20 protein-coding genes and 1 pseudogene are annotated in these 24300 nt (G+C 55.4%); 14 read left to right on the top strand and 7 right to left on the bottom strand.

All coding sequences use genetic code 11. The annotated features are described in order from the left end of the window. Positions 1-53 precede the first annotated feature (53 nt). Positions 54-953 carry a transcriptional activator NhaR gene (nhaR, locus tag N6P30_RS02615; RefSeq protein WP_023293314.1) on the top strand — a complete coding sequence of 300 codons (900 nt, stop codon included), beginning with the start codon at positions 54-56 and terminating at the stop codon, positions 951-953. A gap of 59 nt (positions 954-1012) precedes the next feature. Here nhaR and rpsT read toward each other — a convergent pair whose 3' ends face one another. After that, a complete protein-coding gene (rpsT, locus tag N6P30_RS02610) occupies positions 1013-1276 on the bottom strand; it encodes a 30S ribosomal protein S20 (protein WP_008502037.1) in 264 nt (87 codons plus the stop codon). Positions 1277-1391: 115 nt separating this feature from the next. On the opposite strand from rpsT, the pseudogene N6P30_RS02605 reads away from it, so the two are divergent. The 10 genes and pseudogenes from N6P30_RS02605 to N6P30_RS02560 form a co-directional block, all read left to right on the top strand. Continuing rightward, positions 1392-1598, top strand: a pseudogene (locus N6P30_RS02605) (DUF2575 domain-containing protein); the annotation flags it as partial. Between the two features lie 7 nt (positions 1599-1605). Further along, positions 1606-2532, top strand: coding sequence for a bifunctional riboflavin kinase/FAD synthetase (gene ribF, locus N6P30_RS02600; RefSeq protein ID WP_021240557.1), 927 nt, complete (start codon positions 1606-1608; stop codon positions 2530-2532). Between the two features lie 45 nt (positions 2533-2577). After that, positions 2578-5394 carry an isoleucine--tRNA ligase gene (ileS, locus tag N6P30_RS02595; protein WP_023293313.1) on the top strand — a complete coding sequence of 939 codons (2817 nt, stop codon included), beginning with the start codon at positions 2578-2580 and terminating at the stop codon, positions 5392-5394. Beyond that, a complete protein-coding gene (lspA, locus tag N6P30_RS02590) occupies positions 5394-5894 on the top strand; it encodes a signal peptidase II (protein WP_008502034.1) in 501 nt (166 codons plus the stop codon). Before ileS ends, lspA begins: the two co-directional genes overlap by 1 nt. 117 nt (positions 5895-6011) lie before the next feature. Next, complete coding sequence (gene fkpB, locus N6P30_RS02585; RefSeq protein WP_003856450.1) at positions 6012-6461, top strand: FKBP-type peptidyl-prolyl cis-trans isomerase; 450 nt, start codon at positions 6012-6014, stop codon at positions 6459-6461. Between the two features lies 1 nt (position 6462). Further along, a complete protein-coding gene (ispH, locus tag N6P30_RS02580) occupies positions 6463-7413 on the top strand; it encodes a 4-hydroxy-3-methylbut-2-enyl diphosphate reductase (RefSeq protein ID WP_023293312.1) in 951 nt (316 codons plus the stop codon). Positions 7414-7618: 205 nt separating this feature from the next. Further along, positions 7619-8440 (top strand): 4-hydroxy-tetrahydrodipicolinate reductase, encoded by an 822-nt coding sequence (gene dapB, locus N6P30_RS02575; RefSeq protein ID WP_023293311.1) that lies wholly within the window; start codon positions 7619-7621, stop codon positions 8438-8440. A 454-nt stretch (positions 8441-8894) separates the two neighbouring features. Continuing rightward, the gene (gene carA / locus N6P30_RS02570; protein WP_010427050.1) at positions 8895-10043 is read left to right on the top strand and encodes a glutamine-hydrolyzing carbamoyl-phosphate synthase small subunit; all 1149 of its coding nucleotides are present in this window, start codon (positions 8895-8897) and stop codon (positions 10041-10043) included. A gap of 18 nt (positions 10044-10061) precedes the next feature. Further along, positions 10062-13286, top strand: coding sequence for a carbamoyl-phosphate synthase large subunit (gene carB / locus N6P30_RS02565; protein WP_023293310.1), 3225 nt, complete (start codon positions 10062-10064; stop codon positions 13284-13286). Between the two features lie 139 nt (positions 13287-13425). Continuing rightward, positions 13426-13659 (top strand): YgdI/YgdR family lipoprotein, encoded by a 234-nt coding sequence (locus tag N6P30_RS02560; protein WP_021240552.1) that lies wholly within the window; start codon positions 13426-13428, stop codon positions 13657-13659. 48 nt (positions 13660-13707) lie between these two features. On the opposite strand, the gene N6P30_RS02555 is transcribed toward N6P30_RS02560, so the two are convergent. Beyond that, entirely contained in the window at positions 13708-16215 is a 2508-nt protein-coding gene (locus N6P30_RS02555) for an autotransporter outer membrane beta-barrel domain-containing protein (RefSeq protein ID WP_032664605.1), read from the bottom strand. A gap of 716 nt (positions 16216-16931) precedes the next feature. On the opposite strand from N6P30_RS02555, the gene kefF reads away from it, so the two are divergent. The 3 genes from kefF (at position 16932) to folA (ending at position 19914) form a co-directional block, all read left to right on the top strand. Continuing rightward, positions 16932-17462, top strand: coding sequence for a glutathione-regulated potassium-efflux system oxidoreductase KefF (gene kefF, locus N6P30_RS02550; protein WP_260629928.1), 531 nt, complete (start codon positions 16932-16934; stop codon positions 17460-17462). Further along, the gene (gene kefC, locus N6P30_RS02545; RefSeq protein WP_023293308.1) at positions 17455-19320 is read left to right on the top strand and encodes a glutathione-regulated potassium-efflux system protein KefC; all 1866 of its coding nucleotides are present in this window, start codon (positions 17455-17457) and stop codon (positions 19318-19320) included. Before kefF ends, kefC begins: the two co-directional genes overlap by 8 nt. Positions 19321-19434: 114 nt before the next feature. Next, the gene (gene folA / locus N6P30_RS02540) at positions 19435-19914 is read left to right on the top strand and encodes a type 3 dihydrofolate reductase (protein ID WP_008502023.1); all 480 of its coding nucleotides are present in this window, start codon (positions 19435-19437) and stop codon (positions 19912-19914) included. 41 nt (positions 19915-19955) lie between these two features. On the opposite strand, the gene apaH is transcribed toward folA, so the two are convergent. From apaH to surA, 5 genes are read right to left on the bottom strand one after another with little or no spacing between them, the layout of a single operon-like run. Next, a complete protein-coding gene (gene apaH, locus N6P30_RS02535; RefSeq protein WP_021240549.1) occupies positions 19956-20804 on the bottom strand; it encodes a bis(5'-nucleosyl)-tetraphosphatase (symmetrical) ApaH in 849 nt (282 codons plus the stop codon). 4 nt (positions 20805-20808) lie between these two features. Next, on the bottom strand, positions 20809-21186 hold the full coding sequence (gene apaG, locus N6P30_RS02530; protein WP_008502021.1) for a Co2+/Mg2+ efflux protein ApaG: 378 nt from the start codon (positions 21184-21186) through the stop codon (positions 20809-20811). A 3-nt stretch (positions 21187-21189) separates the two neighbouring features. Then, positions 21190-22011 carry a 16S rRNA (adenine(1518)-N(6)/adenine(1519)-N(6))-dimethyltransferase RsmA gene (rsmA, locus tag N6P30_RS02525; RefSeq protein WP_008502020.1) on the bottom strand — a complete coding sequence of 274 codons (822 nt, stop codon included), beginning with the start codon at positions 22009-22011 and terminating at the stop codon, positions 21190-21192. Further along, positions 22008-22994, bottom strand: a complete 987-nt coding sequence (gene pdxA, locus N6P30_RS02520; protein ID WP_008502019.1) for a 4-hydroxythreonine-4-phosphate dehydrogenase PdxA — start codon at positions 22992-22994, stop codon at positions 22008-22010. The genes rsmA and pdxA overlap by 4 nt, the downstream gene beginning before the upstream one ends. Further along, positions 22994-24280, bottom strand: coding sequence for a peptidylprolyl isomerase SurA (surA, locus tag N6P30_RS02515; protein ID WP_008502018.1), 1287 nt, complete (start codon positions 24278-24280; stop codon positions 22994-22996). Before surA ends, pdxA begins: the two co-directional genes overlap by 1 nt. Positions 24281-24300: the final 20 nt, after the last annotated feature.

Genomic DNA, 24300 nt, shown 5'->3' with positions numbered 1-24300 from the left:
CACCGGGAGGAGGCGATCCTTCTCCCGAAACACACTCAAGGAGCGAAGACGCGATGTCTCATTTGAATTACAACCATCTTTACTACTTCTGGCACGTCTACAGACAGGGCTCGGTGGTCGGGGCTGCAGAGGCGCTCTACCTGACGCCGCAAACCATCACCGGGCAAATCAAGGCGCTGGAAGAACGTTTGCAGGGCAAGCTGTTCAAGCGTAAGGGGCGCGGGATTGAACCCAGCGAACTGGGTGAGTTGGTTTTCCGCTACGCGGACAAAATGTTTACCCTTAGCCAGGAGATGCTGGATATCGTCAACTACCGCAAAGAGTCGAACCTGCTCTTGGATGTTGGCGTGGCGGATGCGCTGTCCAAACGGCTGGTGAGCGGCGTGCTGGATGCGGCGGTGGTTGAAGATGAACAAATTCATCTTCGCTGCTTTGAATCCACCCACGAGATGCTGCTGGAACAGCTGAGCCAGCACAAGCTGGATATGATTATCTCGGATTGTCCGATCGACTCGACGCAGCAGGAAGGGCTGTTCTCGGTGAAAATTGGGGAATGCGGCGTGAGCTTCTGGTGCATTAATCCGCCGCCGGAGAAACCCTTCCCGGCCTGCCTGGAAGAGCGTCGACTGCTGGTGCCGGGAAGACGTTCCATGCTGGGGCGCAAGCTCCTGAACTGGTTTAACTCGCAGGGGCTGAACGTGGAAATCCTCGGCGAATTTGACGATGCGGCGCTGATGAAAGCCTTTGGTGAAGCGCACAACGCCATCTTCGTTGCGCCGACGCTCTACGCGCACGATCTCTATTCGGACGACAAGATTACGGAGATAGGCAGAGTGGATAACGTGATGGAGGAGTATCACGCCATCTTTGCTGAAAGGATGATTCAGCATCCGGCGGTACAGCGAATCTGTAACCGTGACTACTCGGCGCTGTTTACGCCACCGGCAATCTGAAGATATAAAAAAACCCGCGTTAAGCGGGTTCTTTTAAAACAAGCAACAACAAGCGGCGATTAAGCCAGTTTGTTGATCTGCGCGGTCAGGTTTGCTTTATGACGCGCTGCTTTGTTTTTGTGGATCAGACCTTTAGCAGCCTGACGATCCACGATTGGTTGCATTTCGTTAAATGCGTTCTGCGCAGCAGCTTTGTCGCCAGCTTCGATAGCTGCGTATACTTTCTTGATGAAAGTACGCATCATAGAGCGACGGCTTGCATTGTGCTTACGAGCCTTTTCAGACTGAATAGCACGTTTCTTAGCTGATTTGATATTAGCCAAGGTCCAACTCCCAAATATGATCTATGTGGACAATTCAAAGGCCGAGGAATATGCCCTCTATACCTTCTTTTGTCAATGGATTTGTGCAAATAAGCGCCGTTAATGTGGCGACGCTACGTTACGTAGTGATGGCGCAGGATTCTACCAGCTTGTTGTCCGTGAATACAGCTTTTCGGCATAAAAATCGCAGTTCGCGAGCAGATTTTTTCGCTGCGAAAGGTCAGCCTGATGAAATCATTACGGCTTTCTGTTTTGCACGAACAATCGCCGGTTAACCTTAACCGCTGTACAAGGTATACTTTGGCGATTTTCACTGTTTTGAGCCAGACATGAAGCTGATACGCGGCATACATAATCTCAGCAGAGCCCCGCACGGGTGCGTGCTGACCATTGGTAATTTCGACGGCGTGCATCGTGGTCATCAGGCGCTGTTGCAGGGATTGCGTAAAGAAGGGGAGGCCCGTGGCCTGCCCGTTGTAGTGATGATTTTCGAACCGCAGCCGCTGGAGCTGTTCGCGGGCGATAAATCTCCCGCCCGTCTTACACGCCTGCGCGAGAAGTTGCGCTATCTGGCTGAGTCCGGCGTGGACTATGTATTGTGCGTACGTTTCGATCGCCGCTTTGCCGCGCTGACAGCACAAAATTTCGTCAGCGACCTGCTGGTGAAGCGTCTTGGCGTGCAGTTTCTTGCCGTGGGCGATGATTTCCGCTTTGGCGCTGGTCGTCAGGGTGATTTCTTGCTATTACAGAAGGCTGGTCTGGAGTACGGTTTTGACGTCACCAGCGCGATGACCTTCTGTGAAGGCGGCGTGCGCGTCAGCAGCACGGCAGTGCGGCAGGCGCTGGCCAACGATGAACTGGATACGGCAGAAAACCTGCTGGGACATCCGTTCACCATCTCTGGTCGCGTGGTCCATGGCGATGCGCTGGGCCGCACGATAGGTTTCCCGACGGCGAATATACCGCTGCGTCGTCAGGTTTCCCCGGTTAAAGGGGTCTATGCGGTAGAAGTGGCAGGACTGGGCGATAAGCCGTTCTACGGCGTCGCCAATATTGGCACGCGTCCGACCGTTGCCGGTGTGCGTCAACAGCTAGAAGTGCACCTGCTGGACGTTGTAATGGACCTGTATGGTCGCCATATAGATGTGATACTGCGTAAAAAAATACGCAACGAGCAGCGATTTGGTTCGCTGGATGAACTCAAAGCGCAAATTGCGCGAGATGAATTAACAGCCCGCGAGTTTTTTGGGCTTTGAACCCGGCTTAACTGCCTACGTGATAAATACGGAACCGAGAATCTGATGAGTGACTATAAATCAACCCTGAATTTGCCGGAAACAGGGTTCCCGATGCGCGGCGATCTCGCCAAGCGTGAACCGGGAATGCTGGCGCGTTGGACCGATGATGACCTGTACGGTATCATTCGTGCAGCCAAAAAAGGCAAAAAAACCTTCATTCTGCATGATGGCCCTCCCTATGCGAATGGCAGCATTCATATTGGTCACTCTGTAAACAAGATTCTGAAAGACATTATCGTGAAGTCCAAAGGACTCGCGGGATATGACTCGCCTTACGTTCCGGGCTGGGACTGCCACGGCCTGCCAATCGAGCTGAAAGTTGAGCAGGAATTTGGCAAGCCTGGTGAGAAATTCACCGCCGCTGAGTTCCGTGCGAAGTGCCGCGAATACGCAGCCACCCAGGTTGACGGTCAGCGCGCTGACTTCATCCGTCTGGGCGTACTGGGCGACTGGTCGCATCCGTACCTGACCATGGACTTCAAAACCGAAGCCAACATCATCCGTGCGCTGGGCAAAATCATCGGTAACGGCCACCTTCACAAAGGCGCGAAGCCGGTGCACTGGTGCGTGGACTGCCGTTCTGCGCTGGCAGAAGCGGAAGTGGAGTATTACGACAAAACCTCTCCATCTATCGACGTAGCCTTCCATGCCGTCGATCAGGATGCGGTGAAAGCCAAATTTGGCGTGTCGTCCGTTAACGGCCCGATCTCGCTGGTGATCTGGACCACCACCCCGTGGACCCTGCCAGCCAACCGCGCGATCTCCCTGTCCGGTGAATTCGAATACGCGCTGGTGCAGATTGACGGCCAGGCGGTTATCCTGGCGAAAGATCTGGTTGAAAGCGTGCTGAAGCGCGCGAACATCGCCGATTACACCGTGCTGGGCACAGTAAAAGGCGACGCGCTGGAGCTGATGCGCTTCAAACACCCGTTCCTGGACTTCGACGTTCCGGCGATCCTGGGCGACCACGTAACGCTGGACGCGGGTACCGGTGCGGTACATACCGCCGGTGGCCACGGTCCTGACGACTACAACATCAGCCTGAAGTACGGTCTGGAAATCGCTAACCCGGTGGGGCCGGACGGCTCCTACCTGCCTGGCACCTACCCGGCGCTGGACGGTATCAACGTCTTCAAAGCGAACGACATTATTGTCGACATGCTGCGCACCAGCGGCGCGCTGCTGCACGTTGAGAAAATGCAGCACAGCTATCCGTGCTGCTGGCGTCACAAGACGCCAATCATCTTCCGTGCGACCCCGCAGTGGTTCGTCAGCATGGATCAGAAAGGCCTGCGCGAGCAGTCTCTGAAAGAGATCAAAGGCGTGCAGTGGATCCCGGACTGGGGCCAGGCGCGTATCGAATCCATGGTGGCTAACCGTCCTGACTGGTGTATCTCCCGTCAGCGTACCTGGGGCGTGCCGATGTCGCTGTTCGTGCATAAAGAGACGCAGGAGCTGCACCCGAACACCCTGGAACTGATGGAAGAAGTGGCGAAGCGCGTCGAAGTTGACGGCATCCAGGCGTGGTGGGATCTCGACGCCCGTGACATCCTGGGCGCTGATGCGGATAACTACGAGAAAGTGCCGGATACCCTGGACGTATGGTTCGATTCCGGGTCTACCCACTCCTCCGTGGTTGACGTGCGTCCGGAATTTGCCGGTCACGCTGCCGATATGTATCTGGAAGGGTCTGACCAACACCGCGGCTGGTTCATGTCATCTCTGATGATCTCCACCGCCATGAAGGGTAAAGCGCCTTACCGTCAGGTACTGACTCACGGTTTCACCGTGGATGGTCAGGGCCGTAAGATGTCTAAATCTATCGGTAATACCGTTTCTCCGCAGGATGTGATGAACAAGCTGGGCGCAGACATTCTGCGTCTGTGGGTGGCGTCGACCGACTACACCGGCGAAATGGCGGTGTCTGACGAGATCCTGAAACGCGCTGCCGACAGCTATCGTCGTATCCGTAACACCGCGCGCTTCCTGCTGGCGAACCTGAACGGGTTTGATCCGGCAAAAGACATGGTGAAACCGGAAGAGATGGTGGTGCTGGACCGCTGGGCGGTAGGCTGCGCGAAAGCGGCGCAGGAAGATATCCTGAAGGCCTATGAGTCTTATGACTTCCACGAAGTGGTGCAGCGCCTGATGCGCTTCTGCTCCATCGAGATGGGCTCGTTCTACCTCGACATCATCAAAGACCGTCAGTACACCGCGAAAGCGGACAGCGTGGCGCGTCGTAGCTGCCAGACCGCGCTGTTCCATATCGCAGAGGCGCTGGTACGCTGGATGGCGCCGATCATGTCCTTCACCGCGGATGAAATCTGGGGTTACCTGCCGGGCGATCGTGAAAAGTATGTCTTCACGGGCGAGTGGTACGAAGGTCTGTTCGATCTCTCCAGCACCGAAGCGATGAACGATGCCTTCTGGGACGAGCTGCTGAAAGTGCGTGGCGAAGTGAACAAGGTTATCGAGCAGGCGCGTGCTGACAAGAAAGTCGGCGGCTCTCTGGAAGCGGCAGTGACCCTGTACGCGGAGCCAGAGCTGGCGGCGAAGCTGACGGCGCTGGGCGATGAATTACGATTTGTCCTGTTGACCTCCGGTGCGAAAGTTGCGGATTATGCTGACGCGTCTGCTGATGCTCAGCAGAGCGAACTGCTCAAAGGACTGAAAGTCGCGCTGAGCAAAGCCGACGGTGAGAAATGCCCGCGTTGCTGGCATTACACCACCGATGTCGGTCAGGTGGCGGAACACGCAGACATCTGCGGACGCTGTGTAAGCAACGTCGCCGGTGACGGCGAAAAACGTAAGTTTGCCTGATGAGTAAAACTCTCTGTTCAACAGGACTGCGCTGGCTGTGGCTGGTTGTGGTGGTGCTGATTATCGATCTGGGCAGCAAGTTCCTGATCCTCCAGAATTTCGCTCTGGGGGAGACGGTGCCGCTGTTCCCGTCGCTTAACCTGCACTACGCGCGCAACTACGGTGCGGCGTTCAGTTTCCTTGCCGACAGCGGTGGCTGGCAGCGCTGGTTCTTTGCGGGTATCGCTCTCGGTATCTGCGTGATCCTGGCGGTGCTGATGTACCGCTCGAAGGCAACGCAAAAGCTGAATAACATCGCCTACGCGCTGATCATTGGCGGCGCGCTGGGCAACCTGTTTGATCGCCTGTGGCACGGCTTTGTGGTCGATATGATCGACTTCTACGTCGGCGACTGGCACTTCGCGACCTTTAACCTCGCCGATAGCGCCATTTGCATCGGTGCGGCGTTAATCGTGCTGGAAGGCTTCTTGCCGAAACCGGCCGCGAAAGAGCAGGCGTAAGCATCAATGCCGGGTGGCGCTACGCTTACCCGGCCTACCGAATTTGTGGCTTCCCGTAGGCCCGGTAAGCGTAGCGCCACCGGGCAACAGGTGACCCAAAACAAGCGAGCAATTTGCATGTCTAAATCCGTACAGAGCAACAGCGCGGTTCTCGTTCACTTTACGCTGAAGCTGGATGACGGCTCCACGGCCGAATCCACCCGCAACAACGGCAAACCGGCCCTGTTTCGTCTTGGCGATACCTCCCTGTCTGAAGGTCTTGAGCAGCAGCTTCTCGGTCTGAAAGAGGGTGAAAAAAAAGCCTTTTCGCTGGAGCCGGATGCCGCGTTTGGCGTGCCAAGCCCGGATCTGATCCAGTACTTCTCCCGTCGTGAGTTTATGGACGCGGGTGAACCGGAGATCGGGGCAATTATGCTCTTTACCGCTATGGACGGCAGCGAAATGCCTGGCGTGATCCGCGAAATCAACGGTGACTCGATTACCGTTGACTTCAACCATCCGCTTGCCGGGCGTACCGTTCATTTTGATGTTGAAGTGCTGGAAATCGATCCGGCACTGGAGGCTTGAAATGCAGATCCTGTTGGCTAACCCGCGCGGCTTCTGCGCCGGTGTAGACCGCGCTATCAGCATTGTTGAAAACGCGCTGGAGATTTACGGCGCGCCGATTTATGTGCGTCACGAAGTGGTGCATAACCGCTACGTGGTCGACAGCCTGCGCGATCGCGGTGCCATCTTTATCGAGCAGATCAGCGAAGTGCCGGACGGTGCGATCCTGATCTTCTCCGCGCACGGCGTCTCTCAGGCGGTCCGTAACGAAGCGAAAAGCCGCGATCTGACCGTATTCGATGCCACCTGTCCATTAGTGACAAAAGTGCATATGGAAGTGGCGCGCGCCAGCCGCCGTGGTGAAGAGTCGATCCTGATTGGCCATGCTGGCCACCCGGAAGTCGAGGGCACCATGGGCCAGTACAGCAACCCGGAAGGGGGAATGTACCTGGTGGAGTCGCCGGAAGATGTCCTGACGCTGAACGTGAAAAACGAAGCGCGTCTGTCGTTTATGACCCAGACCACGCTCTCCGTCGACGATACCTCAGACGTGATTGACGCCCTGCGCCAGCGCTTCCCGAAAATCGTCGGGCCGCGTAAGGATGATATCTGCTACGCCACCACTAACCGTCAGGAAGCGGTGCGCGCGCTGGCTGAACAGGCGGACGTGGTGCTGGTGGTCGGCTCTAAAAACTCCTCTAACTCCAACCGTCTGGCTGAACTGGCACAGCGAATGGGCAAAGCGGCGTTCCTGATCGACGATGCCACGGATATTCAGGAAGCGTGGGTTAAAGACGCGGCCTGCGTTGGCGTGACGGCCGGGGCGTCCGCGCCGGATATTCTGGTACAAAACGTCATTTCCCGTCTGCAGGAGCTGGGCGGCGGCGAAGCGGTGCCGCTGGAAGGACGTGAAGAGAACATTGTTTTCGAAGTGCCGAAAGAGCTGCGCATCGACGCCCGCGAAGTCGAATAGTCCCTTTTCTGATGAAAGGCCAGCACCTCCTGTGCTGGCCTTTTTTTTACCCGTTACTTTATCGTGACGACAAAATCATGTCTTTTACTGATATTTAAGTCGGTTTCACGTTAAATTCTAATTATTGGTGTTTTCAGTTGGCAGTGCTCAGAAAGGCTGGTTAATCTGAAAACGGTTTACATCATTTTAACGTAAGAGAATAACTATGCATGATGCACAGATCCGTGTCGCCATTGCGGGCGCGGGTGGACGTATGGGCCGTCAGCTGATTCAGGCGGCACTTCAGATGGATGGCGTAGCACTTGGCGCGGCGCTGGAGCGTGACGGTTCATCACTTCTGGGGACCGATGCTGGTGAGCTGGCGGGCGCGGGAAAGACCGGCGTCACCGTGCAAAGCAGCCTGGAGGCGGTTAAAGAGGACTTCGATGTCTTCATCGATTTTACCCGCCCGGAAGGGACGCTCGCGCATCTGGCATTTTGCCGCCAGCACGGCAAGGGGATGGTGATCGGCACCACCGGTTTTGACGATGCGGGCAAGCAGGCTATCCAGGATGCATCCAAAGAGATTGCGATCGTCTTCGCCGCAAACTTTAGCGTGGGCGTTAACGTCATGCTGAAGCTGCTGGAGAAGGCCGCGAAGGTGATGGGCAACTACACCGATATTGAGATTGTTGAAGCTCACCACCGCTATAAGGTTGATGCGCCATCCGGCACGGCGCTGGCGATGGGCGAAGCGATTGCTCATGCACTTGATAAAGATTTAAAAGACTGTGCGGTCTATGCCCGCGAAGGCCACACCGGGGAGCGCGTGCCAGGCACCATTGGTTTCGCAACCGTCCGGGCGGGTGACATCGTCGGCGAACATACCGCGATGTTCGCCGATATTGGCGAGCGCGTCGAAATTACGCATAAAGCGTCCAGCCGAATGACGTTTGCCAATGGTGCCGTTCGATCCGCTTTGTGGTTGAAAGAGAAGAAAAATGGTCTTTTTGATATGAGAGATGTGCTGGATCTCAACAATTTGTAAGCATTATTACCCATCGTGATGTGGTTATTGCAGTCGTAATCATTTGATTGCATAGGGCAATAATTTATTGCCCTTTTATTTTATCTGTTTCGTGCTCATTTTGTTTTTTTAGCCTTGAAAGTATAGTTATTCCCCTTGATTATCGTTACTGAAATGTAAATTTTGACCATTTGGTCCACTTTTTGATGCTGTGCCGACTCATTTTTCATTAAACCCGGTGCGCAAGCGTTTTCCGTAGTGATTTACCTGATCTTTTTGTCGCTTAAGCTTCACTCACCTCGTCAGATACGCAAAAGACTAAACAAAATGTCGGTTTTAAGTTGACTTTTACCCACCAAATCTCCAGAATGCCGCCGTTTGCCAAAAATCCGCTGGCAACACATTTGCATTGATCCATGACATGGTTATGAATTAATATGCAAATAAAGTGAGTGAATATTCTCTGGAGGGTGTTTTGATTAAGTCAGCGCTATTGGTTCTGGAAGACGGAACCCAGTTTATCGGTCGGGCCATAGGGGCAACGGGTTCGGCGGTTGGGGAAGTCGTTTTCAATACTTCAATGACCGGTTATCAAGAAATCCTCACTGATCCTTCCTATTCTCGCCAAATCGTTACTCTTACTTATCCTCATATCGGCAATGTCGGCACCAATGCGGCTGACGAAGAATCCTCTCAGGTACATGCGCAAGGCCTTGTCATTCGTGACCTGCCGCTGATTGCCAGCAACTTCCGCAACACTGAAGATCTCTCTTCTTACCTGAAGCGCCATAACATCGTGGCGATTGCCGATATCGATACCCGTAAGTTAACGCGTCTGCTGCGCGAGAAGGGTGCACAGAACGGCTGCATCATCGCAGGTGATAACCTCGATGCGACGCTGGCGCTGGAAAAAGCGAAAGCTTTCCCGGGCCTGAACGGCATGGACCTGGCGAAAGAAGTGACTACCGCTGAAGCCTACAGCTGGACTCAGGGTAGCTGGACGCTGGAAGGCGACCTGCCGGAAGCGAAAAAAGAGAGCGAGCTGCCGTTCCACGTGGTGGCCTACGATTTTGGCGCCAAGCGCAACATCCTGCGCATGCTGGTTGACCGCGGCTGCCGCCTGACGGTGGTGCCTGCACAAACGTCTGCCGAAGACGTGTTGAAGATGAATCCGGACGGTATTTTCCTGTCCAACGGCCCTGGCGACCCGGCGCCGTGCGATTATGCCATCGCTGCCATCAAGTCCTTCCTGGAAACCGATATCCCGGTATTCGGCATCTGCCTCGGCCATCAGCTGCTGGCGCTGGCGAGCGGTGCGAACACCGTCAAGATGAAGTTCGGCCACCACGGTGGTAACCACCCGGTGAAAGATATCGATAACAACACGGTGATGATCACCGCGCAAAACCACGGCTTCGCCGTGGATGAAGCCTCAATGCCGGCTAACCTGCGCGTGACCCATAAGTCGCTGTTCGATGGCACCCTGCAGGGGATTCATCGCACCGATAAGCCAGCGTTCAGCTTCCAGGGCCACCCGGAAGCGAGCCCGGGCCCACACGACGCCGCGCCGCTGTTCGATCACTTCATCGAACTCATCGAGCAATACCGTAAGACCGCTAAATAATCAGGAGCCGAGAAGACAATGCCAAAACGTACAGACATAAAAAGCATCCTGATCCTTGGCGCTGGCCCGATCGTTATCGGCCAGGCCTGCGAATTCGACTACTCCGGCGCGCAGGCGTGTAAAGCCCTGCGTGAAGAGGGTTACCGCGTTATCCTGGTGAACTCTAACCCGGCGACCATCATGACCGACCCGGAAATGGCTGATGCAACCTACATTGAGCCGATTCACTGGGAAGTGGTGCGTAAAATCATCGAAAAAGAGCGCCCGGACGCGGTGCTGCCGACCATGGGCGGCCAGACGGCGCTGAACTGCGCGCTGGAGCTGGAGCGTCAGGGCGTGCTGGCCGAGTTCGGCGTGACCATGATTGGCGCGACCGCCGACGCGATTGATAAAGCCGAAGACCGTCGCCGCTTCGACGTGGCGATGAAGAAAATCGGCCTCGACACCGCGCGCTCCGGTATCGCACACAACATGGAAGAAGCGCTGGCCGTTGCGGCTGACGTGGGCTATCCGTGCATCATCCGTCCATCGTTCACCATGGGCGGCACCGGCGGCGGTATTGCCTACAACCGCGAAGAGTTCGAAGAGATTTGCGAACGCGGTCTGGATCTTTCCCCAACCAAAGAGCTGCTGATTGATGAATCGCTGATTGGCTGGAAAGAGTACGAGATGGAAGTGGTGCGTGATAAAAACGACAACTGCATCATCGTCTGCTCCATCGAAAACTTCGATGCGATGGGTATCCACACCGGCGACTCCATAACCGTTGCGCCAGCCCAGACGCTGACCGACAAAGAGTATCAAATCATGCGTAACGCCTCGATGGCGGTACTGCGTGAAATCGGTGTGGAAACCGGCGGTTCTAACGTACAGTTCTCCGTAAACCCGAAAACCGGCCGTCTGATTGTTATCGAAATGAACCCGCGCGTGTCCCGTTCCTCCGCGCTGGCCTCTAAAGCGACCGGCTTCCCGATTGCGAAAGTGGCGGCGAAACTGGCGGTGGGTTATACCCTCGACGAGCTGATGAACGACATCACTGGTGGCCGCACCCCTGCGTCCTTCGAGCCGTCCATCGACTACGTTGTGACTAAAATTCCTCGCTTTAACTTCGAGAAATTCGCAGGCGCGAACGACCGTCTGACCACCCAGATGAAATCCGTCGGTGAAGTGATGGCGATTGGCCGCACGCAGCAGGAATCCCTGCAGAAAGCGCTGCGTGGCCTCGAAGTGGGCGCGACCGGCTTTGACCCGAAAGTGAGCCTGGACGACCCTGAAGCGCTGACCAAAATCCGCCGCGAGCTGAAAGACGCGGGTGCGGAGCGCATCTGGTACATCGCCGATGCCTTCCGTGCCGGCCTGTCCGTCGACGGCGTGTTCAACCTGACCAACATCGACCGCTGGTTCCTGGTACAGATTGAAGAGCTGGTGCGTCTGGAAGAGAAAGTGGCAGAGCTGGGCATCAACGGCCTGGACGCAGACTTCCTGCGCATGCTGAAGCGTAAAGGCTTCGCCGATGCGCGCCTGGCTAAACTGGCGGGCGTGCGCGAAGCGGAGATCCGCAAGCTGCGCGACCAGTACGACCTGCACCCGGTTTACAAGCGCGTCGACACCTGTGCGGCAGAGTTTTCTACCGACACCGCGTACATGTACTCCACCTATGAAGACGAGTGCGAAGCGAATCCGTCAGTTGACCGCGACAAGATTATGGTGCTGGGCGGCGGTCCAAACCGTATCGGCCAGGGCATCGAGTTCGACTACTGCTGCGTACACGCCTCGCTGGCGCTGCGTGAAGACGGTTACGAGACCATCATGGTCAACTGTAACCCGGAAACCGTCTCCACCGACTACGACACCTCTGACCGCCTCTACTTCGAGCCGGTGACCCTGGAAGACGTGCTGGAAATCGTGCGCATCGAGAAGCCAAAAGGCGTTATCGTGCAGTACGGTGGCCAGACGCCGCTGAAGCTGGCGCGCGCGCTGGAAGCGGCAGGCGTACCGGTTATCGGTACCAGCCCGGATGCGATTGACCGCGCGGAAGACCGTGAACGTTTCCAGCAGGCGGTTGACCGTCTGAAGCTGAAACAGCCGGCGAACGCCACGGTGACGGCCATCGAACAGGCCGTAGAGAAGGCGAAAGAGATTGGCTACCCGCTGGTGGTGCGTCCTTCCTACGTCCTGGGCGGCCGCGCGATGGAAATCGTCTACGACGAAGCCGACCTGCGTCGCTACTTCCAGACGGCGGTGAGCGTCTCCAACGATGCGCCAGTGCTGCTCGACCGCTTCCTCGACGATGCGGTAGAAGTGGACGTTGACGCCATCTGCGACGGCGAAATGGTGCTGATTGGCGGCATCATGGAGCATATCGAGCAGGCGGGCGTGCACTCCGGCGACTCCGCCTGTTCTCTGCCAGCGTACACCCTGAGCCAGGAGATTCAGGATGTGATGCGCCAGCAGGTGCAGAAGCTGGCCTTCGAGCTGCAGGTTCGCGGCCTGATGAACGTCCAGTTTGCGGTGAAAGATAACGAAGTCTACCTGATTGAAGTCAACCCGCGTGCGGCACGTACCGTACCGTTCGTCTCTAAAGCCACCGGTATTCCGCTGGCGAAAGTGGCGGCGCGCGTGATGGCAGGCCAGACGCTGGCGCAGCAGGGCGTGACCAAAGAGATCATTCCACCGTACTACTCGGTGAAAGAAGTGGTGCTGCCGTTCAACAAATTCCCGGGCGTTGACCCGCTTTTAGGGCCAGAAATGCGCTCCACCGGGGAAGTGATGGGCGTGGGCCGCACCTTCGCAGAAGCATTCGCGAAGGCGCAGCTGGGCAGCAGCTCCACCATGAGAAAATCGGGCCGTGCGCTGCTCTCTGTTCGCGAAGGCGATAAAGAGCGCGTGGTTGACCTTGCGGCCAAGCTGCTGAAGCAGGGCTTTGAGCTGGACGCGACCCACGGTACGGCAATTGTGCTGGGCGAAGCGGGTATCAACCCGCGTCTGGTGAACAAGGTGCATGAAGGTCGTCCGCACATTCAGGATCGTATCAAGAATGGCGAATACACCTACATCATCAACACCACCGCAGGCCGCCAGGCGATTGAAGACTCCAAGCTGATTCGCCGCAGCGCGCTGCAGTACAAAGTGCACTACGACACCACCCTGAACGGCGGTTTCGCAACGGCCATGGCGCTGAACGCGGATGCCACCGAGAAGGTGATTTCGGTTCAGGAAATGCACGCGCAGATTAGCAAGTAAGTAAAAATGCCCGGTGCCGTTCGGTTGCCGGGCATTCACCCCATCTTCAGAACCTTCTGGTTTTTCATCCCCTTTCAGTCAGTTAGCCTAAAATTGTTAGGTCGATAACGAAATTCAACTGAGAGCAGGGGAAAACACCATGCAAAATAAATTACTGATCGCCACCCTTCTTGCCGCCACTGCAACGTTTACCGTCGCAGGCTGTTCCTCTAACCAGGCAGTGAAAACCACCGATGGCAAAACCATTGTCACCGACGGAAAACCACAGGTCGATGACGATACCGGTCTGGTGTCGTATAAAAATGCGGAAACGGGTCAGACCGAGCAGATCAACCGCGATCAGGTGAAATCAATGGGCGAGCTGGATAACTAATAAAAAAAGCCGTGGCGTTTGCCACGGCTTTTAGTCTTTCAGGAACGATTACCAGCGGTGGTTCAGCAGGATATGACCGCCATAAGCAGCATAGCTGTTCTCACCCCACTCGCCGCTGGCGCGCAGGGAGAGCGTCGTGGTTTCGTTCAGGTTGCCGGTGACGCCCAACTCTAACTGACCGCGATCTTCCGGCGTATCGTTGCTGACGGTCTCGCCGTTAAACGCCAGATCGTTCTGACCTGCGCCTTTCAGCCAGTTCACGGCAATGTACGGCTGCCAGGCTTTCACGTCTTTCTGTTCGAAGTAGCTTGATTTGACGCCCAGACGACCAAACAGACCGTCGTTGTCCAGCGTGGTAATCCGCACGCCGTCGCGATCGGTATGGTTTTCCTGATCCAGATAGCTGTAGATAACCTGCGCCTGAGGTTCGATTTTCCAGGTGCGCTCATTTTCTGAATCAATCACCCATGCATGGCCCACTTCGACGGATGCCGCGAAGCCTTCACTGTCGTAATCTTCATCATTACGGTTGCTGGTCACTTTATTGTTGTACCAGCTATAGGCGGCCCAGGTATCAACGTAGCTGCCCAGACGCAGCTTCTGATCTTCCTGCCAGGTTGCATACAGGCCGACGTTAAAGCCATCCACTTTGCCCTGCGCATCACGTACGTTGTGTTTTGCATCAGAGTGGGTCTTCGCCTGACCTGCCCCGAACATGCCACCCGCACGCAGGATGCCGTTGTCCATTGGCTTACTCATGAAGTCGCTGCCTACCTGAAGGACAGTGGTGGTGGTGTCATAGCTGACTTTGTCACCGCCCGCATTGTTTTCATGGTAGCGGCCTTTGACGTACATCCAGGTGTTGAGATCTTCCTCGTTACGGAAGGTGATCTGATCGCGATCGTCACGCTTGTGCAGGAACATGCTCTGCGCGGCAAGGTAGTTACCTAAGTAAGCGCCGACCTCAGGAGCCATGACTTCGGGACCGCTATTGCTGCCGTTGTCGGTGTTACTGCCGTTGTCGGTGTTACTGCCGTTGTCGGTATTACCGCCATTGTCGGTGTTACTGCCGTTGTCGGTATTACCACCGTTGTCGGTATTATTGCCGTTGTCGGTATCGGTATCGTCTGCCGGAATGTCTGATGGCGTTGCCTTCGATTCCAGATACCAGTTTCCGTCGCCGTGCTGATAAAGATTATACTCATACGCACCCGCAACAACCGGTTTTGCCAGGGTGAGCTGAGCTTCTGAACTGCCGCCAACTCTGACAATTTCCATCCCGTTTACGGTTTGCGCGCCCAGCCCCCCCATGTTGCTGACGCTGACCCCGGATTGGCCAAAGCTGCTCCCGGTGATGGTGAGATGGTCGGTTGGTGCATTATCCTCACCGAGCGTACTGTTTAACACGATCTGGCTGCCCGCGGAGCCGGTATAGTCGCCGTTAATGGTGAAATTGTTGCCAACGCTGTTATTGGCGGCGCTGAGCAACAGTTTGCCGCCATTAGCCACGTTGCCGTTGATAGTATCAACGCCGGCAGCGCTGAGCGTGGCGTTACCCTGGACTGCATTCCATGCCGCCAGCGTACCGCCCGCCAGAACATGAATGTTATTGTTCACTTCACCCGCAGTAGCAAACGTAGCGCCATTTTCAATGGTGACGGTGGCGTTACTGTTCTTTACGCCGAGCGTAGCACCATTAGCGACCAGGGTGGTGCCGCCGTGCAGAACAGTATCGCCCGTGTAGCTGTTCTTGCCGGTGAGGGTCAGGGTGTGTGAATCTACTTTCTCAACCTTGCCGCTACCGGTCATATCGGTGGCGAAAGTGGAATTGTTGCCCTGATTAAATATTACCGTACCGTTGTTTTTCAGACCGCCACTGAGCGAAGCTGTTTTTTGGCCATTGCCTAATTGTAGAGAGGCATCTTTAGTAACCAGCGTATTGCCGCTATTAGAGACGGTTCCCGCCAGCGTTAAATCACCGCTGTTAACCTGAAGGGAATCGCCAGAACCGATCACGTCGAGATCACCCGTCAGCGTCCAGCTTTCACCCTCCATTTTGACAGAGGCAAAACCGTCTCCCTTATTCAGGCCAACAAAATTGCTGTCTTCTATTCCGGCACCAACTAGCGTGAGGCTATTTCCCGTTGAGCCGGTAGAGATCACATCACCGTTGAGCGAGGAGCCGGTATTGAGTACCAGCGTATTATTTTTATTACTGGCAAAGGAGATTGCCGTATTGCCGCCACCGATTGAACCACTGTTTATGATGTCGACTTTAGCGGTATTCGTTACGTTGATTCCGTGCTGAAGGCCCTCTACGGTACCCGTGTTCGTGAGCTTAATATTGCCATCGCTCAGGGTAATACCGTCAACTTCTGTACCCTTGATGGTGCCAGCGTTATGAATGGCAACACCTACTTCAGCATTAAGACCTGATTTGCCTTTAATAAGACCGGTAGCGGTATTGGAAATACTGACAGCAGATGAGTTTTTACTGACGAAAACACCATTTTCAGCCGCAGTAATATTCCCTTTGTTAATCAGGTCCCCTTGCATGGTATCAATATTAACACCTGTCGCTGAAGTAGAGGAAATTGTCGCCCCTTCCTCGTTATTCACTACTAAACGTTGTGCTCCAGTGCTAATATCAAGTCCATTCCCGTAACCAGAAATATTTCCCATATTTTCAACGTTTGAAACATCAATCCCATTGACCGACACGGCAGCTTCATTCCCGGAAGAGGTTATCGTAACGTCTTTATTAATGACGTATTCAGCGTCGGTGGAGAAGTTTTGTGGAATTGAGGTTGATTGGTCAATCGTGCTGGCAAAAGCGACGGCGGGGTGAATAACAATAGGGCAGGAAAGAGACTTCCCAGAGTTTTAGTCGTTTTATTAAGTCTGAAATGTTTATTGCTCATTTACACATCCATTTGAATTAGAAAGGCGCGATACGACGTATTAAAATCACGTCAGTATGCGGAGAAAAAGAATGAGCTCGCTACAAAGAGCGTAAAATTATTATTTTTTCAATGTTTTATGTATAGATCGATTTATTAAATAATTATTTTAGATTTTCTTAAAATATCTCATTCCTATATGGATTGAAGTGAGGTATTCACATCCTGGATTTTTTGGGGAGGAAAAATCGTCCAACGAATGATGATTACCAATAGCTGCGCTTTCCTTTTCATGGCTGCTGCGCCCCTTTCACCGGGCGGGTTAACTGTCTACACTCATTGCTAGAAGAAGAGAATAAGACAGGCCATTTGATGATACTCATAATTTATGCGCACCCCTATCCGCAGCACTCGCATGCGAATAAGCGGATGCTTGAGCAGGTAAGGACGCTTGAAAACGTCGAGATACGTTCCCTCTATCAACTCTATCCCGATTTCAACATCGATATTGCCGCCGAACAGGAGGCGCTCTCCCGTGCCGATCTGATCGTCTGGCAGCATCCCATGCAGTGGTACAGCACGCCCCCGCTCCTGAAATTGTGGATTGATAAAGTCTTCTCCCACGGCTGGGCGTATGGCCACAATGGCCATGCGCTAAAAGGGAAAAGCCTGATGTGGGCGGTCACCACGGGGGGAGGGGAAAGCCACTTTGATATTGGTTCCTTCCCGGGGTTTGAGATTCTGGCACAGCCGCTGCAGGCGACCGCACTTTATTGCGGGCTGAACTGGCTCCCGCCTTTTGCGATGCACTGCACCTTTGTCTGCGACGATGAAACGCTGCAGGCGCAGGCGCGCCATTATAAACAACGCTTACTTGAGTGGCAGGAGGCGCACCATGGATAGCCATACGCTGATACAGGCGCTGATATACCTCGGCGCGGCTGCGCTGATTGTACCCGTGGCGGTTCGCCTGGGACTGGGCTCTGTTCTCGGCTATCTGATTGCGGGCTGCGTCATTGGGCCGTGGGGCTTTCGACTGGTGACGGATGCAGAGGCAATCCTCCATTTCGCTGAAATCGGCGTTGTGCTGATGCTCTTTGTGATTGGTCTTGAACTCGATCCGCAGCGCCTGTGGAAGCTTCGCGCCTCGGTGTTTGGCGGCGGGGCGCTGGAGATGGTGGCCTGCGGCCTGCTGTTGGGTGGGTTCTGCATCCTGCTGGGCATGGACTGGAAAGTGGCAGAGCTTATCGGCATGACGCTGGCGCTCTCCTCGACCGCCATTGCCATGCAGGCCATGAACGAGCGCAATCTGACGGTCTCCCAGATGGGACGCAGCGCGTTCTCGGTGCTGCTGTTCCAGGACATTGCCGCTATCCCGCTGGTGGCGATGATCCCACTGCTGGCGGCCAGCGGTTCCGCCACGACGCTGGGGGCGTTCGCGCTGTCGGCATTAAAAGTGGTGGGGGCGCTGGCGCTGGTGGTGCTGCTTGGTCGCTACGTCACCCGTCCGCTGCTGCGGTTCGTTGCCCGCTCGGGCCTTCGCGAAGTGTTCAGCGCCGTGGCGCTCTTCCTGGTGTTTGGCTTTGGTTTGCTGCTGGAGGAAGCCGGGCTGTCGATGGCGATGGGGGCGTTCCTGGCCGGCGTTCTGCTGGCGAGTTCCGAATACCGTCACGCGCTGGAAAGCGATATCGAGCCGTTTAAAGGCTTGCTGCTGGGGCTGTTTTTCATCGGCGTGGGGATGTCCGTCGACTTCGGCACGCTGGTGACGCACCCGCTGCGGATCGTCGTCCTGCTGGTCGGCTTCCTGATCATTAAAATGGCGATGCTGTGGCTGATTGCGCGTCCGCTGAAGGTGCCGAATAAGCAGCGCAGCTGGTTTGCGGTTCTGCTGGGGCAGGGGAGTGAATTTGCGTTTGTGGTCTTTGGCGCAGCACAGATGGCAAACGTCCTCGACCCAGAATGGGCGAAAGCGCTGACGCTCGCGGTCGCACTGTCGATGGCCGCGACGCCTATTCTGCTGGTGGTGCTGACGCGTCTGGAAAAATCGGGTAGCGAGCAGGAGCGCGAAGCCGATGAAATTGACGAAGAGCAGCCGCGCGTCATTATTGCCGGATTTGGCCGCTACGGGCAGATCGTTGGCCGTCTGCTGCTGTCCAGCGGGGTGAAAATGGTTATCCTCGATCACGACCCCGACCATGTCGATACCCTGCGAAAATTTGATATGAAGGTGTTTTACGGCGATGCGACCCGCGTCGATCTGCTGGAATCTGCCGGGGCGGCAAAAGCGGAGGTGTTGATTAACGCCATTGACGATCCGGAGACCAGCATGCAGATGGTGGAAATGGCGAAAGAACATTTCCCGAATCTGACCATCATTTCCCGCGCCCGCGATGTGGATCACTATATCCGGCTGCGGCAGGCGGGGGTAGAAGCACCGGAGCGTGAAACCTTTGAAGGTGCGCTGAAATCTGGCCGCATGGCGCTGGAAAATCTGGGGCTCGGCGCGTACGAAGCGCGCGAGCGTGCGGACCTGTTCCGTCGCTTTAATACTGAGATGGTGGAAGAGATGGCGGCGATGGCGGGCAGTACGGCCACCGAGCGCGCGGCGGTGTTTAAACGCACCAGCGCGATGCTGACGGAAATCATTAACGAGGACCGTAATCACCTGTCGCTTATCCAGCGTCACGGCTGGCAGGGAACGGAAGAGGGCAAGCATACCGGGGATCCGGCTGACGAGCCGGAGAGTAAACCTTCCGCGTGAAGTGGAGTTGCCAGCAATAATAAAAAATTTCTTTATCTTTACCCTGCCGCCAGTCGACGAAAGATTAAGCTTTCCGTATAGTGGCGGCAATTTTTTGCATCCGGGAAATTTTCAATGATCAGTCTGATTGCAGCGCTGGCGGTGGACCGCGTTATCGGTATGGAAAATGCCATGCCGTGGAACCTGCCTGCCGATCTCGCATGGTTTAAACGTACTACGTTAAACAAGCCGGTAGTGATGGGCCGCCTGACCTGGGAGTCGATTGGTCGTCCATTGCCGGGCCGTAAAAATATCGTTATCAGCAGCCAACCGGGCACTGACGATCGCGTCGAATGGGTAAAATCAGTCGACGAGGCGATTGCTGCATGCGGCAATGCCGAAGAGATCATGGTGATTGGCGGCGGGCGCGTGTACGAGCAGTTCCTGCCAAAAGCGCAGAAGCTGTATCTGACCCACATTGATGCGGAAGTGGAAGGGGATACCCATTTCCCTGACTACGATCCGGACGAGTGGGAATCGGTATTTAGTGAATTCCACGACGCGGATGCACAGAACTCCCACAGCTACTGCTTCGAGATTCTGGAACGTCGTTAAGTGATTTTTTCCCTCTCCCGGCCGGGAGAGGGAAGTGCATATCAGGAGGCAACCGCCTCGTCTTCCCCTAAGTCCAGCTGTCGGTTGGACGGCTGAACAAAGTAAGTTTTATCTTCCCAGCGTAAGCAGGTTAACTCTCCGCCCCAGCAGCATCCGGTATCCAGGCCGTAGATCCCTTCTGGCGTTCCTTTTCCTTCCAGTGCAGCCCAGTGACCAAATACCACGTTGTACTCGCTGGTCACCGGCCCGGGAATGGCAAACCACGGTTTGAGCGGAGCGGGCGCGCTCTCCGGCGTCTCTTTGGAATACATGTCCAGCTGTCCGTTCGGGAAGCAGAAACGCATGCGGGTGAAGGCGTTGGTAATAAAGCGCAGACGCGCCAGACCGCTGAGATCCTCGCTCCAGTGGTTCGGCATATCGCCGTACATGGCATCGAGGAAGAAAGGATAGGAGTCGCTCGCCAGCACCGCCTCAACGTCACGCGCACAGGTTTTCGCCGTCTCAAGATCCCATTGTGGCGTGATCCCGGCATGCGCCATGACCAGCTTTTTCTCTTCGTCGACCTGCAGCAGCGGCTGACGGCGCAGCCAGTTAATCAGATCGTCGGCATCTGGCGCATCCAGCAGCGGGGTGAGGCGATCTTTAGGCTTGTTGCGGCTGATCCCGGCGAACACCGCCAGCAGATGCAGATCGTGATTGCCCAGCACCATGCGCACGCTGTCGCCTAGCGATTTGACGAAACGTAATACTTCAAGGGAGCCGGGGCCACGCGCGACTAAATCGCCCGTCAGCCAGAGTGTGTCCTGTCCTGGCGTAAAGTCGACCTGTTTTAATAATGCGATCAGTTCATCGTAGCAACCGTGAACGTCGCCAATCAGATATGTAGACATTAGATTAATGAATGAGTGTGGTTACGGCGAGACGGAACACCGGAATGGCAACGCGGAAATCATTGCCATCGACGTCGACCATTTCATAATGGCCTTGCATGGTACCCATCGGCGTTTCAATCACCGCGCCGCTGGTGTACTGGTACTCTTCGCCAGGGGCGATATGAGGCTGTTCACCGACCACACCTTCCCCCTGGACTTCGATTTCGCGGCCATTGCCGTTGGTGATAAGCCAGTAGCGACCGCGCAGCTGCACGGGCGTCCGCCCCAGATTGCGAATGGTCACGGTGTAAGCAAAGACAAAACGTTCTTCATCCGGTGAGGACTGTGATTCAACATAAACGCTTTGTACATGGACACATACGCGGGGCGAATCAATCATGGCTTAACTCTCCTTCGGCGGCGCATTTTCGCTGATGTAATTAGCCAGCTTGCAGTACTGCTCTACGGAGATGTTCTCCGCACGCATTGCCGGGTCGATCCCAAGCTCAGCTAACACCTCAACGGTGAAGGAATTGCTGAGGCTGTTACGGATCGTTTTACGACGCTGGTTAAAGGCTTCAGTGGTGATGCGGCTCAGTACACGCAGATCTTTTACCGGGTACGGTTTCGTTTTGTGCGGCACAAGGCGCACAACCGCTGAATCCACTTTCGGTGGTGGTGTGAACGCTGACGGCGGTACTTCGAGTACCGGGATCACGTTGCAGTAATATTGCGCCATCACGCTTAAACGACCATACGCTTTACTGTTCGGGCCTGCAACCAGGCGGTTAACCACCTCTTTTTGCAACATGAAGTGCATGTCGGCAATGGCATCAGTATAGCTAAAGAGGTGGAACATGAGCGGCGTGGAGATGTTATACGGCAGGTTGCCGAATACGCGCAGCGGCTGACCCATTTTTTCTGACAGTTCGCCGAAGTTCATGGTCATGGCGTCCTGCTGATAGATGGTCAGCTTCGGCCCGAGGAACGGGTGCGTTTGCAGGCGTGCGGCCAGATCGCGGTCCAGTTCGATGACGGTCAGCTCGTCGAGGCGCTCGCCTACCGGTTCGGTCAGCGCGGCAAGACCCGGGCCGATTTCGACCATCGCCTGGCCTTTTTGCGGATTAATAGCCGAGACAATGCTTTCGATCACGAACTGATCGTTTAGGAAGTTTTGCCCGAAACGTTTACGGGCTAAGTGGCCCTGATGGACTCGATTAGTCATTGAGTATTAACAATCATTTTGATGGCGAGATTAAGCGCCGTAATAAAACTGCCGACATCCGCCTTCCCCTGGCCTGCCAGATCCAGCGCAGTACCGTGGTCAACGGACGTTCGAATAAAGGGTAAACCGAGGGTGATATTCACGCCGCGGCCAAAGCCCTGGTATTTTAGCACGGGCAGGCCCTGATCGTGGTACATCGCGAGCACGGCGTCGGCATTATCCAGGTATTTCGGCTGGAAAAGGGTATCAGCAGGCAGCGGACCGCTGAGATTCATCCCCTTCGCCCGCATTTCGTTGAGTACCGGAATGATGGTGTCGATCTCTTCGGTACCCATGTGCCCGCCTTCGCCGGCGTGCGGATTCAGGCCACAGACCAGCACATGCGGCTGCGGGATCCCAAATTTTGTCTGCAGATCGTGATGCAAAATCCCGATGATCTCGCGCAGGAGTTCAGGCGTGATCGCATCCGGAATCGCTTTGATCGGCAGATGGGTGGTCACCAGCGCAACGCGCATTTCTTCCGTCGCCAGCATCATCACCACTTTCGGACTGTGCGAGCGCTCTTCAAAGAACTCCGTATGACCGGTAAACGGTATACCCGCTTCGTTGATGACGCCTTTGTGGACGGGGCCGGTAATCAGGGCGGCAAATTCGCCCTTCAGGCAACCGTCGCAGGCGCGCGCAAGGGTTTCAACGACATAGTGGCCGTTTTCCGTGCTGAGCTGGCCGGGAATGACCGGCGTACGAAGGGGAACAGAAAGAAGGGTGAGGGTACCGGCTTGCTGCGGTGCAGGCTGTTGACCTTCAACGTAAGGGATGAGCGTTAAAGGCAGACCGAGCAGCGCTGCCCGGTCTTGTAACAGTGTTGCATCGGCGCAGACAACCAGTTCTACTGGCCAGCTGCGCTGGGCAAGCTGGACAACGAGGTCAGGCCCAATCCCGGCGGGTTCGCCGGGCGTGATAACAACACGATGCTGTTTCATTAGTTGCTCAGCACTTTCACGTAAGCACTGGCGCGTTGTTCCTGCATCCAGGTGGCTGCTTCTTCAGAGAACTTACGGTTAAACAGCATGCGGTAGGCTCTGTCTTTCTGTGCTGCATCCGTTTTATCAACGTTACGGGTGTCCATCAGCTCGATCAGATGCCAGCCAAACGAAGAGTGGACCGGCGCGCTGATCTGGCCTTTGTTCAGCTTCATCAACGCGTCACGGAAGGCAGGATCGTAAATATCCGCCGCTGCCCAGCCCAGATCGCCACCCTGGTTAGCAGAGCCAGGATCCTGAGAGAACTCTTTTGCTGCCTTCGCAAACGAGGTTTTACCGCTCTTAATATCTGCCGCAATCTGTTCCAGCTTCGCACGCGCCTGATCGTCAGTCATGATTGGTGACGGCTTCAGCAGAATGTGGCGAGCGTGAACTTCGGTAACGGAGATATTTTGGCTCTGGCCGCGCAGATCGTTCACTTTCAGAATGTGGAAGCCCACGCCTGAACGGATTGGACCGACGATATCGCCTTTTTTAGCCGTGCTCAGTGCCTGAGCAAACAGGGATGGCAGCTCCTGAATACGTCCCCAGCCCATCTGGCCGCCTTTCAGCGCCTGTTGGTCTGCGGAGTAGGTGATGGCCAGCTTGCCAAAGTCACCGCCGTTACGCGCCTGTTCGACAATTGAACGTGCCTGGCTTTCTGCTTCCGCAGCCTGATCGGACGTAGGGTTCTCTGGCAGTGGGATCAGAATGTGGCTCAGGTTCAGCTCTGTGCTTGCATCGTTCTGGTTACCCACCTGTTTTGCCAGCGCGTCTACTTCCTGAGGCAGGATAGTGACGCGGCGACGAACTTCGTTGTTACGCACTTCCGAAATCAGCATCTCTTTACGGATCTGGTTACGGTAGGTAGCGTAGCTGATGCCGTCATAGGCCAGACGGCTGCGCATCTGGTCTAAAGACATATTGTTCTGCTTCGCGATGTTAGCGATCGCCTGATCGAGCTGCTCGTCAGTAACCTTCACACCCATTTTCTGCCCCATCTGAAGAACGATCTGATCCATGATCAGACGCTCCAGGATCTGGTGGCGCAGCGTGGCGTCATCCGGAAGCTGTTGACCCGCTTCGCCCGAATTGAGCTTCACCGATTTCATCAGACCGTCAACGTCACTTTCAAGCACGACGCCGTTGTTAACCACAGCAGCGACTTTATCAACAACCTGGGGGGCCGCGAAGCTGGTATTCGCAACCATAGCGACACCGAGCAGCAGCGTTTTCCAGTTCTTCATACTTTTTCCATTTCAATTAA

The sequence above is a fragment of the Enterobacter sp. PL1 genome (assembly GCF_945957325.1).
GTDB lineage: Bacteria > Pseudomonadota > Gammaproteobacteria > Enterobacterales > Enterobacteriaceae > Enterobacter > Enterobacter roggenkampii.
Note: the sequence above shows the minus strand (reverse complement) of the source record. Positions and strands in the feature narration are given on the sequence as shown.

What these genes read in the sequence shown, in the direction of transcription:
- nhaR (WP_023293314.1), top strand. Translation starts at nt 54, where the DNA reads ATGTCTCATTTGAATTACAACCATCTTTACTACTTCTGGCACGTCTAC.
- ribF (WP_021240557.1), top strand. Translation starts at nt 1,606, where the DNA reads ATGAAGCTGATACGCGGCATACATAATCTCAGCAGAGCCCCGCACGGG.
- ileS (WP_023293313.1), top strand. Translation starts at nt 2,578, where the DNA reads ATGAGTGACTATAAATCAACCCTGAATTTGCCGGAAACAGGGTTCCCG.
- lspA (WP_008502034.1), top strand. Translation starts at nt 5,394, where the DNA reads ATGAGTAAAACTCTCTGTTCAACAGGACTGCGCTGGCTGTGGCTGGTT.
- fkpB (WP_003856450.1), top strand. Translation starts at nt 6,012, where the DNA reads ATGTCTAAATCCGTACAGAGCAACAGCGCGGTTCTCGTTCACTTTACG.
- ispH (WP_023293312.1), top strand. Translation starts at nt 6,463, where the DNA reads ATGCAGATCCTGTTGGCTAACCCGCGCGGCTTCTGCGCCGGTGTAGAC.
- dapB (WP_023293311.1), top strand. Translation starts at nt 7,619, where the DNA reads ATGCATGATGCACAGATCCGTGTCGCCATTGCGGGCGCGGGTGGACGT.
- carB (WP_023293310.1), top strand. Translation starts at nt 10,062, where the DNA reads ATGCCAAAACGTACAGACATAAAAAGCATCCTGATCCTTGGCGCTGGC.
- N6P30_RS02560 (WP_021240552.1), top strand. Translation starts at nt 13,426, where the DNA reads ATGCAAAATAAATTACTGATCGCCACCCTTCTTGCCGCCACTGCAACG.
- N6P30_RS02555 (WP_032664605.1), bottom strand. Translation starts at nt 16,215, where the DNA reads ATGCAAGGGGACCTGATTAACAAAGGGAATATTACTGCGGCTGAAAAT.
- kefF (WP_260629928.1), top strand. Translation starts at nt 16,932, where the DNA reads ATGATACTCATAATTTATGCGCACCCCTATCCGCAGCACTCGCATGCG.
- kefC (WP_023293308.1), top strand. Translation starts at nt 17,455, where the DNA reads ATGGATAGCCATACGCTGATACAGGCGCTGATATACCTCGGCGCGGCT.
- folA (WP_008502023.1), top strand. Translation starts at nt 19,435, where the DNA reads ATGATCAGTCTGATTGCAGCGCTGGCGGTGGACCGCGTTATCGGTATG.
- apaH (WP_021240549.1), bottom strand. Translation starts at nt 20,804, where the DNA reads ATGTCTACATATCTGATTGGCGACGTTCACGGTTGCTACGATGAACTG.
- apaG (WP_008502021.1), bottom strand. Translation starts at nt 21,186, where the DNA reads ATGATTGATTCGCCCCGCGTATGTGTCCATGTACAAAGCGTTTATGTT.
- rsmA (WP_008502020.1), bottom strand. Translation starts at nt 22,011, where the DNA reads ATGACTAATCGAGTCCATCAGGGCCACTTAGCCCGTAAACGTTTCGGG.
- pdxA (WP_008502019.1), bottom strand. Translation starts at nt 22,994, where the DNA reads ATGAAACAGCATCGTGTTGTTATCACGCCCGGCGAACCCGCCGGGATT.
- surA (WP_008502018.1), bottom strand. Translation starts at nt 24,280, where the DNA reads ATGAAGAACTGGAAAACGCTGCTGCTCGGTGTCGCTATGGTTGCGAAT.